We start from the raw sequence: 13,944 nt of genomic DNA, 5'->3' as shown, positions 1-13,944 counted from the left end.
CACCATGATCGACCGGGTCTACTCGTGGTCTCTGCGCTGGCGCATGGCGCTGATCGCCGCTTTTGCGATGCTCGCTTCGCTGCTGTTCGGCGGCGTGGCGATCTACTCGGCTGCCAGCATCCAGGAAAACCAGATGCTCGATTCGCGGCTCGAACATCTGGCCGCGACCGTGCTGTCTTTCGTCGAAGAAGAGCTGAACGAAGAAGACGCCTCCGGGGCGATGAAGTACCACAACCTCAAGACGCGGCCGACCGCCGCGCTGCTGTACCGCTACCAGGTGTGGTCACGCGACGGTGCGCTGCTGATGCGCACCCACGAAGCCGCTTCAGACAGGCCGCTGATGTCGCTGTCGCGGCTGGGCTTCGACACCGTCGAGCTCAAGGGTGAGGAATACCGCGCTTTCTCGCTGCCCACGAAAGACCGCAAGTTCGTGATCCAGGTGGCCGAGAACATCGAAGAACGCTGGTCGCAGACCGGGCTCATGACAGCGTACTACGTGGGCTTCCTGCTCATCCCCTTCGCACTGGTGTTCGGCGCCACGTGGGTGCTGTTGCGTCGCTCGCTCGGATCGATCGACACCATGGCCAACCAGCTGCGGCACCGCAACCCGCTCGACCTGACCCCGCTGAGACTCGACGCCCCCCCGAAAGAGCTGATGCCGATCCTGGGGTCGATCGACACCTTGTTCCTGCGCGTCGGCCATGCACTGTCGGCCGAGCGCCGCTTCACGTCGGTGGCCGCGCACGAGATGCGCACGCCGCTGGCCGGCCTGCGGGCCTGGGCGCAGCTGGCCAGCTCGGCACGCAACGACGACGAGTTGCAGGAAGCGCTGCAAATGCTGCGTACCGGTGTCGACCGCGCCTCGCACATGCTCGATCAGCTGCTCGATCTGGCGCGCATCGAGGGCGTGCCCACCGACTCTGGCTTCGTCGCGGAGCTCGTGAACATCCCCGACACCTACCAGAAGGTGATGCAGGACCTGGGGCCACGGTTGGCGGCCAAGGCGGTCATGCTCGGCACGCGCTTTTCAGTAACGAGCCTGTCCGGGCACGGCTTTGCGTTCTCGGTCCTGATGCGCAACCTGGTCGCCAACGCCGTGCTCTACAGCCCCGCCGGTGGCCTGGTCGAGGTCCAGACCTGGTCGCAGGGCCACAGCATCGTGTTGACCGTCGACGATGCCGGCCCGGGCATTCCGGCCGCCGACCGCGAGCGCGCTTTCGAGCGCTTCAATCGGCTGGGCCAGACCCACACCCAGAGCGAAGGCGTGGGTCTGGGCTTGTCGATCGTGCTCTCGGTGGTCGAACTGCACGGCGCGAAGATCCGACTTCTGGAGTCGCCGCTCGGCGGGCTCCGCGTCGAGGTGCTGTTCCGCGCCCTGCCTGCGCGCAGCGTGCAGGCGCCGGCCGAAACGCCCGAGCTCTCTACTCGGTCGGCGGTTCGGCCCCCAGCTGATAACCCAAGCCCCGCACGGTCCTGATCAGCGTCGGATCGAACTTGCGCCGCAGGTGGTGGATGTACACCTCGACCGCATTGCTCTCGATCTCGTCGCCCCAGCCGTAGAGCGTCTCTTCGAGGCGCTCGCGCGACAGGATCTGGTTCTTCTTACGCACCAGCGTCTCGAGCAGCCAGAACTCGCGGTTCGTGAGGGGCACCAGCTGGCCCTTCCAGGTGGCGGTGCGGCGCGCCGGCTGCAGCCGCAGCGGCCCATGCGACAACACGTCGCTGCCGCTCTGCGCCTGCTGCACCCGACGCATGATCGCGCGCAGCCGGGCGTTGACTTCGTCGAGATCGACCGGCTTGACGAGATAGTCGTCGGCGCCCAGTTCAAGCAGGCGCAGCCGGTCCAGAAGGCCGCCGCTGGCGGTGATCACCACCACCGAGAGGCCGGCACTGCGATCGCGGATCTGGGCCAGGCAGGCCTCGCCGCTGCCGCCCGGCAGGTTCAGGTCGAGCAGCACGCAGTCGTATTCGGCCGAGCGCATCGAGCCCACGAGCTCGGTGGCGGTCTGGATCCAGTCGACGGCATAGCCAGCGCGCAGCAGTGATTTCTGCAGCGCGCCACCGAACAGAACGTCGTCTTCAACCAGGAGCAGTCGCATGGTGTGGGGCCGGGGTGCAAGACCCGGCGCTGGAATGGCCCGGGCTTCTGGCACCGGTTCGTGGCGCCTCGACAAGGCAATTGTCCAAGGCCAGGGCGAGCGTACCTTCGCCACGATTAAGGACCGATAAGACGCGCGGGTTACAGCCTGTTGCAGCACCCCGCGACTCGGGGGGCATGGGGTGGCTCCCTACCGTTTGATGCGGGTCAGCGCCCCGATTCCTCGCGCTGTCGCCTTTCTAAAGTGGCGCCGAAGGTAAAGAAGCCGGCCGCCCTTTGGCCCGGCTGCTCCGGGGCTACAGGGGGAATCATGGAATCACCGACCGTTCGTGGAATTTGGAACCGCACCTGCACCGGCCTCGTCGCCCGCGTGTTGATGGCTGTGGCCGGTGCCGGGTTGGCGACGGCCGCCGAGGCCGTCGAGATCAAGGTCAAGGGACCAGGCGCCACGGAGTGGGTCAGTGGCTTCCGGTACACGATCCAGGAAGATCCGACCTTCGAGGTTGTGCCCGACGTGACCGGACTGTCGGGCAACCCGGACACCGACCCGACCCTCGCGCTGGCCTTCCACCGCAGCCACGCCAAGATCGTCAAGGTCGGCCATGCGATTGGCGACACGGTCAACGTAACCGACCTCGACTCCAGCAAGCGCTACTTCGTCACGGTGATGCCCGACAACCCCGGGTTCAACGATCCCAACAACCCGCCGACCGGCTACACGATGAACGGTGTGCCGATACGCGCCGGTGCCGGCACGGTCATCGTGCCCGTCAACAAGCTGCCTTTCAAGACCGCACAGATCTCGGTCTTCGTGTTCGAGGACAACTCTCCCGTCAACGGCGCAGCCGATTCCCCCGGCGAGCAGGAGCCGGCGTTGTGCGGCTGGGAAGTGCAGCTGTTCGAAGCCGGCGGCACCTATGGCGCATCGGGTGGCCGCGTGGGCACCGACACCTTCGGCAACTGGCTGGGCACCGAATACGCGTTCGAGTCCGGCACCGGCGCCCCCATCTACGACAGCAACGGGGCGCTGGCGATCGCGAAGCCCGGCTCCAACCAGCTCTGGACCGACCGCAACGGCGTGGTGCGGATCAAGAACCTCTCTCCGGCCAAGTACACGATCTATTCGGTGGCACCGCGCGAGATGCCGAGCGCCAAGCGCTGCAACTTTGCCGATGCCAACGGGCGCGACACCAACATCCCGATCTGGGTTCGCACGGCCAGCCAGCGCACCCACCGCAATGCGAACGGCGACCTGGACCAGATGGTCTGGGACAGCGCCTATGAGATCCCGGTCGGCCCGCTCGTGCCCGACCAGTCCAAGTGGCACCAGACCACCACGATCGAAGGCACCTGGGGCGTCGACGCGTGGGTGAAGGCCGGCGAGCCGACGTTCTTCAAGGAATTCGGGCCCCCGGGCCACCACGTCTGGCACGGCTTCATCCGCCGTTTCAAGGACACATCGGCGACGGGCCTGCTGGACAGCGGCGGAGCGACCGTCACCGGCAAGGTGGTCAGCACGCACATGTCACGCCCGCCCGGCATCAAGTTCTTCTCGGGGGCCCCGATGACGGCATGCTGGGTGGCGATCAACGAGATCGTCACCGGCACGGGCCTGGGTCGCACGCTCTATGCCAATGCGTGCTCGGAAACGCCCGACACGAGCGCCGGCAACACCGACGGCACGTTCAGGATCTCCGGCCTGCGGCGAGGGCAACGCTATCAGCTGTCGGTGTGGGACGAACCGCTCGACAACGTGATCGCGAACTACGAGTTCTCGGTGCCCGCGAGCGGTGACGTGGCCCTCGGTGACGTGCCTGTCTTCAGCTGGTTCAGCAAGCTCGAAGGCAAGGTCTTCTACGACAAGGACGCTACAGGCTTCCCGTTCACCTCTGACGGAATAGCCAAGCCGGGCATTCCGGGCTCGGTCGTCAACATCCGCTTCCGCGACGGCTCGATCTACCAGAGCACCGCCACGGACGACGAAGGCCACTACGAGTTCCCGGAGTTCTTCCCGTTCTTCAACTGGATGGTCGCGGAGACCGACTTCACGCGCTTCAAGGCGACGGGCGCGACCATCATTGCCGACAACGGTGGCGCGGTCGTGAACCCCGCCGCGCTCGGCATGCCCGAAGGCCTGTGGCCCAACTCCACCCTGACGCCACAAGCCCAGCCCGAGAACAGCAATCTGCCCTACCGCATCTTCGGCGGCACGACCGACCCGCTCGCGCCGAGCTCGGCCAATCTGCTGCAGAACCTGCAAGGTTTCCTCGGCCAGACCAACGTCATCCACTGGGGCAAGAAGGAATACGCACCTGGCGTGGCCAACGATCACGGCGGCATCACCGGGGTCATTCACTACGCGTCGACACGCTCCGAGTTCGACCCCAAGTTCGCCACGGCCGAGAACAACGAGCCGGGGATCCCGAGCGTCGAAGTGCGCTTGTACCAGCTCAACGCGGCGAACAAGGTGGTCTCGCCGACACGCGGTGTGATCGAACCCTCTGAAGCCGGCGAGGGCGATGCCATCCAGGTCGTCGTCTCCGACAGCTTCGACAAGTCGATGCCCGAAGACTGCGTCGACCCCAAGCCCTACACCGACCGTGCCGGCTACTCCTTCGCCACGAAGGCGGGCCACAGCAAGTGCTACGACGGCATGCGCATCTGGAACCAGGTGCGTGACGGCGTGTTCGACGGTGGCTGGGCCTTCGTCGACCGTTGCCCGGTCGGCGCCAAGGTGGTCGTGCTGCGAGACGCCGCCGGCGAATACGCGGGCACGAGCTGCGAAGCGGTCAATGGCAGCGCCGAGGTGGCTGCGATTGCACTGCCGCCCGGCCGCTACATGACCGAAGGTGTCGCGCCCTATGGCTACGAGCACCAGAAAGAAGAAGACAAGAACGTCGACTTCGGCGACCTGCTTTCGCCCGGCACGCTGGCCAATCCGGCGGAATGCCTCGGCTCGCGCAGCGAGGGCATCACGTACGACGACGCGGGCAACCCGGTGCCGATCCCGCTGCTCGTGCCGTCCGAGCTCGACACCTTCCCCGGCGTCGAGATCCCCGAGCGCTTCCGCGACGGCGCCAGGCCGCGCCCCTATTGCAACAAGAAGCTGGTGGTCGTGGCCCCGGGCATGAACCCGTATTCCGACTTCCACATGTTCGCCAAGGCGCCGATCGCCGGCCACATCGTCGGCATGATCCTGGACGACCTCGCCAACGAGTTCGACCCGTACGCACCGAGTTTCGGCGAGAAGTACGCGCCGCCCTTCATGCCGATCTCGATCCGCGACTACGCCGGCAACGAGATCAACCGCGTCTACTCCGACCGCTACGGCACCTACAACGCGATGGTCCCGTCGACCTTCGCCTACAACGTGCCGCTGCCTTCGGGCGTGGCCCCGAACATGGTCAACGTGTGCCTGAACGCACCGACCATGAAGGACCCTGTCACTGGCGCCACCGTGCTCGACCCGCACTACAACCCGCAGTACAGCCAGTACTGCTACACCTTCCAGTACCTGCCGGGCAAGACCACCTACCTCGACACCCCGGTGCTGCCGATCGCGGCTTTCGCCGGCCCGTCGCAGTACGCGCTGGACTGCGAAGCCCCGGACGTGACGCCCGGCATTAAGATGGTGACCGGCACCACGCTGATCAACGGCATCGAACCCGGCCCCTGGGTACCCTCTGCAGGCAGCACGGTGCGCGTCGTCTCGCAAGGCCCGACGCTGGTGAGCAACCCGGCCTACGACCAGACCAACCTCGGCACGCCGGGCACGGCCGACGTGGCACCGAAGACCTTCACCCGCAACTTCGGCTTCGGCGACACCAAGGGCTTCGGCAAGCTGCTGGTCAACGGCGTTGAAGTTCCGACGCTGAGCTGGAACAACACCGAGATCACGTTCGCGGCCCCTGCGGCCGGCGGCACGATCGAGGTCGTCCACAACAACCAGAACAAGAGCGCGCGCGGTGTCACCTTGCACGTTGGAGCGCCCCGGCCGGGCATGTCCCAGCCGATCACCGTGGGGCAGTCGGCGGGCTACGCGTACCAGACCATCCAGTCGGCCATCGACGCGGCGGCCGACGGCGACCTGATCACCGTCGCTCCCGGCGTGTACGAAGAGTCGCCTATCGTCTGGAAGCGCGTGCGTGTGCAGGGCTACGGCGCCCCGGTGTCCATCGTCAACGCCTCTACCGGCGCCGAGTACCTGCGCCAGCAGGCCTGGCGCGAGAAGGTCTGCAACCTCGTCTTCGTCCAGGGCATGCGCGACGCGCTGGTCGAAGGCCAGACCCTGCCGGCCGACCTGGCAGCCTGCCTCTCCGGCGACTCCGTCGACAACGCCCCGCTGCTGTTCGCCACCGAGGAATCTTCTGGCTTCTTCGTGCTGCAACATGCGGCCGCAGCGGCCGCCAACAACCGCGCTTTCGCAGCCACGACATTGAAGCCGCTGCAGATCGACGGCTTCACTGTGACCGGCGCCGACACCGGCGGCGGCATCGTCGCCAACGGCCACGCGGTGCAACTCCAGATCTCGAACAACCGCATCACGGGCAACCAGGGCCTCTACAACGGCGGCATCCGCATCGGCCACGCCGACCTGTTGGTCAACGTGCCTGCCGGCAACGGCGACACGATGGATGCCCCCGGTGGCTCCAACAGCCCGCTGGTCAACATCCACCACAACGAGATCTTCAAGAACGGCAACCTCGCAGGCGAAAACGCCGGCGGCGGCGGTGGCATCTCGATCTACACCGGCACGCCGGGCTATCGGGTCGCGCAGAACCAGGTCTGCGGCAACTTCTCCACGGGCGACGGTGGCGGCATGGTGCACTACGGCCGCAGCGGCACGCTGAGCGTCACGACCAACGTCAACAACCCGCCGGCGAACTTCGTCTCGCAGGACAACCGCACCCAGAACGGCAACACGCTGAACTACGCGGCCATGGTCTACGACAACCAGTTCCGCTTCAACCAGTCGTTCTCCCAAGCCAAGACCGTGCAGGGTGGCGGGCTGGCGATCGTCGGTGTCCCCGACCCGGTGGCCAACAACGGCCTGTCGTCGGGAACGGGCAACGTCGTCGTGGCCAACAACACCTTCCAGGGCAACCTCGCTGGCGCCGGCGACGGCGGTGGCATCGCCCTGGTGGGCGTGAACGGCACCGAGGTGCAGAACGCCAACGGCAACGTTCCCGGCAACACGAACAACTGGTTCCGCGTCGACATCGTCAACAACCTGATCGTCAACAACGGCGCGGGCGTGGCGGGTGGCGGCATCTCGCTGCTCGACTCGGGCAACGTGTTCATCACCAACAACACCATCGCGCTGAACGACAGCTACGCCACCGCGGCACGCGCCTTCGGCAACCAGGGCGACCCGACACAAGCCGCCAATGGCACCACGCCGCTGAGCCGCATCGCGTTGTCGTCGTTGCAGCCCGGCGCCGGCATCGCGGCCTACGGGCACTCGGCGCCGCTGCGCGCGGTGCTCGGAAGCAGCGGGCCGCAGGCGCAGCGCTACTTCTCGAACGCGACCATCCTCGACACCGTCGTGTTGGCGAACCACCGCTTCCAGTGGCGCGTCAACTACAACGAGCCGCAAGACCAGGGCGCTTGCCAGTACGACGCATCGACGGGCATCAACCCCTGCTTCGGTCTCGGGCACATGGTGGGCACGACGCTGACCGCGGGACCGGCACCGATCACCGATGTCGGCAACGACATCGCGGTCATCGGCAGCACGCAGCCCAACTCGAAGCTGGCGCCGAGATATTCCGTGTTCACTTCGCTGAACAGTACCAACGGCGGCGACGGCACGAGCTTCGCAAACGGTCACAACAATCGCCAGGGTACAGCCTCTGACTTCGCGAGCTGGTACGTCAACGGCCAGAACGGCGCCCTGAAACAACTGGTGTTCGCGGTCGAGCAATCGATCGTGAAGGGCGCGCCCATCGGCGAGGTGCAAGAGCCGACGACCGCCACGACGGCCGCAGCCTTCGACGAAGGTGGCAACTTCATCGATGTGCGCTTCGGCCCGCTGACCCGCGGCACCTGCACCGGCATCACCACCTTCAACAGTGCGGCGTGCACCCAGGCGTGGACCGACTTCGGGATCTACAACCCGACCGCCGCCACCACCGGGCCGTTCCGGCTCGGCCAGGCGGTCGCGAACAGCACGAGCAACCTGGTGAATGCACTGCTGCAGCGCGACCGCAACGGTGTGCAGCGCCTGGGAAGCAACTGGATTCGTGGCGCGCTCGCGCAGTAACCGGCAGGGAGAAACAGCATCATGAAACTCGACAAGTTCATCGCCGCCCTGGCCCTGGCACTGGGCACCCCCGCCGCGATGGCCGGCGTCTTTGCGCAGTGCCCGTTCAACACCAGCGTTGCCGGTGGCGCGAACGGATACCAGGGCATCGACACCGACCCCGGCACGGGCCTGAAGCACTACTGGCGCAACGTCGGCACCGGTGCCACGCTGCACCGCCAGGTGTGTCTGCACGTGGTCGCCGGCGACGGTTGGATGGTGCTGGGCAACGGCGACCAGGCCTACGGGTTCGGTTTCTCACCGGCCATCGGCACCGACGAAGAGGTCATGGTCAACGGCACGTCCAATGCGAAGTTCTCGGCGCCGTCGATCACCTTCAAGCAAGGTGACGAGATCTGGTTCTCGCTCACCAACGCCGGCATGATCATCCGGCCCGACCTGTTCGACCAGCACTCGGTCCACTGGCACGGTTACCCGAACGCATCGACCATCTTCGACGGCGTGCCCAACGCCTCGGCCACCGTCAACATGGGGTCGACCTTCACCTACTACTACAAGGCCAACGATCCAGGCACCTACATGTGGCACTGCCACGTCGAGGCGACCGAGCACATGGAAATGGGCATGTACGGTGTGCTCAACGTGCTGCCGAAGCAGAACGCCGGCCCGCCCATCGGCGGGTACTCGACCTTCGCCTACAACGACGGCGACGGCTCCACCGGCTACAACCGCGAGTTCTCGTTGCAGCTCGGCGCGGTCGACTCCAACTTCCACAAGCTGCACGAGCTGGTGCAGCCGCTGCCCTTCCTCGAGCTGAAAGGTGACTTCACCCAGCTGAACGGGCGGGGCTACCCGATGACCACCTTCGAAGGCGCGCTCACGCCGAGCGGCGCGATGCCGAAAGCGCCCGATGCGCCCGACCTCTCGCAGCAACAGCACTCGGTGGTGCGTGCCAGGGTGGGCGACCGCGTGCTCCTGCGTGTCACAAACCTCGCCGTCGACGGCTACTACACCCTCACCGCACTGGGCCTGCCCATGAAGCTGGTCGGCAGCGGCGCGCAGATCGCACGCGGGCCTTCGGGTCTGGCAACCGACAGCTGGGCGCACGGTACGGCGTCGGTCACGCTCGGTGGCGGCGACGGTGTCGACCTGCTGGTCGACACCGCCGGTCTCGCGCCCGGCACCTACTACCTGTACACGAGCAACCTGAACTTCCTGAGCAACGGGGCCAACGAGGACCGTGGCGGTCTGATGACCACCTTCGTGCTGCAGGCAGCGAACTGAGCCAAACGGGAGAACCAACATCATGAGGCCGAACCATCACTTGCACCGCGCCTTGCGCTGGCTGGCGGGCGCTTCCCTATCGCTGGGCGCGCTGGGCGCGCACGCGGCGATCGAAGGCCTGAGCGGGGCTTCTGCCGGCAGCACGCGCACGTTCACGCTGTTCGCTGCCGACGGGTACGTGGTCGCCGCCGACGGTGTGCAGATCTACAACTGGGGCTACGGCGCGCCGGTGGCCAATGGCGGCACCGGGCTGATGCAGTACAGCGGCCCGACCCTCAAGGTGCAGCAGGGCGAAACGGTGACGGTGATCTTCACCAACAACCTGCCCACCAAGACCTCCATTCTCTTTCCAGGGCAGACCGTGACCGCCGCGGGCGGCAGCGCCGGCGTGCTGGCCCAGGAGGCCGGGCCGGGCCAATCGGTGACCTACACCTTCACCGCCAGCCAGCCCGGCACGTATCAATACCAGAGCGGCACCCAGCCGGGCCTGCAGGCCGAAATGGGTCTGGTCGGCGCACTGATCGTGTACCCGACCGGCCCCGGCGCACCCACCAGCGGCGCCACGAAGTGGGCCTACAACCACGTCGGCACGGCCTACCAGCGCGAGTCGCTGTTCGTGGTCACCGAGATCGACAGCGACATCCACGCTGCCGTCGACGAACAGATCAAGACGCGCCGCGCGGCCGGCGATGCGTGCTTCAACGAAAGCGCCGGCTGTGTGTTCAGTGCCGACATGTCGGCACGCTTCCCGAAGTACTGGTTCATCAACGGCCGCACCTCACCCGACGTGTTCGCGAAGAACTTTGTCGGCGAGCTGCCGCACCAGCCCTACAACTCGGTACCGCGCCTGCACCCGGGCGAGAAGATCCTGTTGCGCATGGTCGGCGCAGGCAGCGACCTGCACCCGATGCACCACCACGGCAACAACTCGTGGGGGATCGCGCGTGATGGCCGCATGCTGTCGAGCGACCCGCTGACGAAGGGGCCGGACCTGGCGCTCTCGGACTACACCATCAAGGTGGTGCCGGGCCAGACGCAAGACGCGATCTGGACCTGGACCGGCGCCGGCCTGGGCTGGGACATCTATGGCCAGGTGTGCGGCGGCGCGGGCCAGCCGACCTGCGCGTCGATCTACACCGACCCGCGCCTGCTGCACCAGACCGCAGCCGACCGCGGCAAGAAGATCCCGGTGTCGCTGCCCTCGGAGTTCGAGCTCGCGTTCGGCGAGTTCTACAGCGGCAGCCCCTATCTCGGTGACTTCGGTGCGCGGCCGGTGGGCACGGGCCAGGCCAACACCACCGGGGGCTTCTTTCACATGTTCCATTCGCACAACGAGCGCGAGATCGTCAACGGTGGCGTCTTCCCTGGCGGAATGATGACCATGCTGGTGATCGAGCCCTTCTCGGTGACGATTGAATCGGGTCAGCCTTGATCGGGCGGCAGGGAGTGTTCATGAACATCACTAATACGTCCCGCAGCCACCCGACGGTGCTGCTGCAATCCGCCGCGGCAGTGCTGCTGGCCCTCGGTGCTGCACAGGCCACGGCGCACAGCGTGGTGCTCTGCGCCGAGCCCTACACGCAAGCCGTGCCCGGAAATGCACTGCTTCCGATGTGGGGCTACCGGCAAGTGGGCAGCGTGGCGGCTTGCGACACCGGGACCGGCGTAGCAACAGCGTCGCCCGGGCCGTTGATCACGGTCCCGGCCGGCGACAGCACGCTGGCCATCACGGTGGTCAACCGGCTGAGCGTGCCGACCTCGATCGTGCTGGCGGCCCAGTCGTTGCCGTCCGACGGTGGCCCGGCCGTGATGGCCGCCGATGTCGTCGGCCCCACCTGCGTTCCAACGCCGACAGCAGCGTCAACGGCGGCGGCCCACCCGCAGAACTGCCGCGTGCGTTCATTCACGGGCGAAACCGACCCGGGTGCGAACCGCACCTACACCTTCATCAACATCCGCCCCGGCACCTACCTCTACCAGAGCGGAACCCATCCGCAGGTGCAGGTGCAGATGGGCCTGTTCGGCATGGCCCGACAAGACGCGACGGTGCTCGGCGCCAGCGGGCGCCAGCTGTTCGCCGGTGCCAATGCGGGCTTCGACGTCGACGTGCCGGTGGTGTTGTCTGAAATCGACCCCGAGCAGCACATCCGCATCGCGGCCACGCTCGGCAGTGCCGACCCGACGAGCTGGAAATCAGGCAACAACAGCACGCTCAACTACGTGCCGAAGTTCTTCCTGATCAACGGCAAGATGTTCGATGCGGCCAACCCGGACGCCAGCGATCTGCCCGTGACCAACGCGGCCAGCGGCGCACGGGTGGTGCTGCGCATTGCCAACGCCGGCCTGCAGTCGCGCAGCCTCGTGCTCAACAGCGGCACCTGGAAGCTGCAGACCGAAGACGGCTACCCCTACCGTGTGCCCCGTGAACAGGCCACCGTGCTCCTGCCTGCAGGCAAGACCACCGATGCACTGCTGATCTCGAGCGCCCCGGCCAGCGGCATCGGCCGCAGCATCGCCATCTTCGACCGCCGCGGCGGCACCGACAACGGTGATGGTTCTGCGCTCGGCGGGCAGGTGGCACGACTCGCGCAGTCCGCGCCGGTCGGGCCGCAATTGCAGGCGGTCGCCAACCAAGTGGCGAACGAAGGCAGCAACTGGACCCTGCAGCTGGTGGGCACCGGTGCGACCTCGTACGCACTCACCGGTGCGCCGACCGACTCGGCGTGGAGTTTCAACCCGGTCACCGGCGCCCTGGCATGGACGCCGGTACCCACGGGGACACCTGCGAACACCAGCTACGCGCTGAGCGCCGCCGCGTCTGATGGCACCTTGACCTCACCGGCACAGAATTTCTCGCTGCGCATCAACCATGCACCGCTGCTCACGCCGCCGGCAGCGCAGGCGGTCAACACGAGCAGTGTGAACATCGCCTTGCTCGCCACGGCCACCGACATCGACCTCGACACGCTGACGCCTGTGCTCACCTCGTCGCCCGCCGCCGGCACGGCGGTCATGAACGCGAACGGAACGCTGACCTACACACGCCCAGCGTCCACGGCAACCACGCCGAACGCCGCAGGCACCTACAGCTACAGCTACCGCGTGGGCGATCCCTTCGGGCTGAGCTCACCGGTCGTTTCGGGCAGCTTGAACGTGGCGGCCAACATGCGGCCGCTGGCGAACAACCTTGGCACGCCGGCCACCGCGGGTTACTCGATCATCCTGAAGACGGGTCTGGGTCAGGCATTGGTCGCGTTCCAGCTGGCCGACCCGTCGCCGTTGAAGATTCCCTACGGCAGCCTGGTCACGGCGAGCGATGCCGATGGCAACGTGCTGCCCGCGTCGTTCACGGTCACTGGCGTCACGAAAGTCGACCCCGTCAGCGGCGTAGTCGTCGCTCGCACCGGCGCGCTGGGCGCCGGGCTGGGGGGCGCCGAGGCAACCGCCGTGTTGTCGGCCGACGCTTCGACGATCACGTTCACGCCGCGCCGCTCGGTGCTCCAGACCCTGGTGTTCACGGGCGGCATCGACAGCAGCACCAACTCGCGCGGTACCTACCGCATCAGCTACACGGTGCGCGACAACGAAGGGCTGACCTCGACACCGGGGAACATCTTCGTCCGGGTGCCCTGATCGATGCGCGTGCGCTGCGGTTGGCCGCGGCCCGCGCTCGACCTTAATGGCCGGTAAGCGAACACACCCGAGAGACGTTCACCCACGGGATCGTCGATGGGCCTTGGCGGTGCCACCATCACTGCGAAGGAGTTCAAGACGATGATCGATCCTCTGCAGCAAGGCCAACGCCGGCAAGCGCTTCGAGCAGGTCTCGTGCTCGGCCTGGCGAGCATCGGCATCGATGCAGTGGCCCAGACCGCGGCGCCGGCCGAGAGCGCAGCACCGGCCCCCGGCATCGTCGCCGAGCCCGTCGTGCGCACGCTCGGTGAACTGGGGGTGGAGCTCGTCGGTGTGCGCCTCTCGGGTTCCGATTTCCTGATCGACCTGCGGTACCGCATCAAGGACGTGAGCAAGGCGCAGGCCCTGGTCGAACGAAAGGTGCAACCGGTGCTCGTGAACGAGGCGACCGGCGACCGCTTCTACATTCCGCAGGCACCCAAGGTCGGTGCCCTCAAGCAGTCCGCCACGTCCAAGCAGCCGGCGATCCTCGACCGGGTGTATTTCATGTTGTTCGCAAATCCGGACCGCAAGCTCAAGTCCGGGGAAAAGGTGACCTTGTATGCAGGCGATTCGGTGGTCAAGGGCATCGTGGTCCAGTAGAACGAGGCTGGCATTCGCTGCCGCA

General features: G+C 66.6%; 7 protein-coding genes. 6 read left to right on the top strand and 1 reads right to left on the bottom strand.

Features of this window, described 5'->3' with window-relative positions; all coding sequences use genetic code 11:
• The first annotated feature begins 4 nt into the window (after positions 1–4).
• Positions 5–1,477 carry an ATP-binding protein gene (locus AC30PD_RS18570; protein ID WP_489537162.1) on the top strand — a complete coding sequence of 491 codons (1,473 nt, stop codon included), beginning with the start codon at positions 5–7 and terminating at the stop codon, positions 1,475–1,477.
• On the opposite strand, the gene AC30PD_RS18565 is transcribed toward AC30PD_RS18570, so the two are convergent.
• Positions 1,422–2,099 carry a response regulator gene (locus AC30PD_RS18565; RefSeq protein ID WP_489537161.1) on the bottom strand — a complete coding sequence of 226 codons (678 nt, stop codon included), beginning with the start codon at positions 2,097–2,099 and terminating at the stop codon, positions 1,422–1,424. The two genes, AC30PD_RS18570 and AC30PD_RS18565, sit on opposite strands and share 56 nt — an antisense overlap.
• A gap of 309 nt (positions 2,100–2,408) precedes the next feature.
• Here AC30PD_RS18565 and AC30PD_RS18560 point away from each other — a divergent pair, with 309 nt between their 5' ends.
• The 5 genes from AC30PD_RS18560 (at position 2,409) to AC30PD_RS18540 (ending at position 13,919) form a co-directional block, all read left to right on the top strand.
• The gene (locus tag AC30PD_RS18560) at positions 2,409–8,360 is read left to right on the top strand and encodes a hypothetical protein (RefSeq protein ID WP_489537160.1); all 5,952 of its coding nucleotides are present in this window, start codon (positions 2,409–2,411) and stop codon (positions 8,358–8,360) included.
• Between the two features lie 21 nt (positions 8,361–8,381).
• The gene (locus tag AC30PD_RS18555) at positions 8,382–9,644 is read left to right on the top strand and encodes a multicopper oxidase domain-containing protein (RefSeq protein ID WP_489537159.1); all 1,263 of its coding nucleotides are present in this window, start codon (positions 8,382–8,384) and stop codon (positions 9,642–9,644) included.
• Between the two features lie 22 nt (positions 9,645–9,666).
• Positions 9,667–11,076 (top strand): multicopper oxidase domain-containing protein, encoded by a 1,410-nt coding sequence (locus tag AC30PD_RS18550; RefSeq protein WP_489537158.1) that lies wholly within the window; start codon positions 9,667–9,669, stop codon positions 11,074–11,076.
• 20 nt (positions 11,077–11,096) lie between these two features.
• Positions 11,097–13,277, top strand: a complete 2,181-nt coding sequence (locus AC30PD_RS18545; RefSeq protein WP_489537157.1) for an Ig-like domain-containing protein — start codon at positions 11,097–11,099, stop codon at positions 13,275–13,277.
• A gap of 141 nt (positions 13,278–13,418) precedes the next feature.
• On the top strand, positions 13,419–13,919 hold the full coding sequence (locus tag AC30PD_RS18540; RefSeq protein WP_489537156.1) for a hypothetical protein: 501 nt from the start codon (positions 13,419–13,421) through the stop codon (positions 13,917–13,919).
• The last annotated feature ends 25 nt before the right edge of the window (positions 13,920–13,944 follow it).

This window comes from Rhizobacter sp., assembly GCF_032229685.1.
Lineage (GTDB): Bacteria > Pseudomonadota > Gammaproteobacteria > Burkholderiales > Burkholderiaceae_C > LMDS01.
Note: the sequence above shows the minus strand (reverse complement) of the source record. Positions and strands in the feature narration are given on the sequence as shown.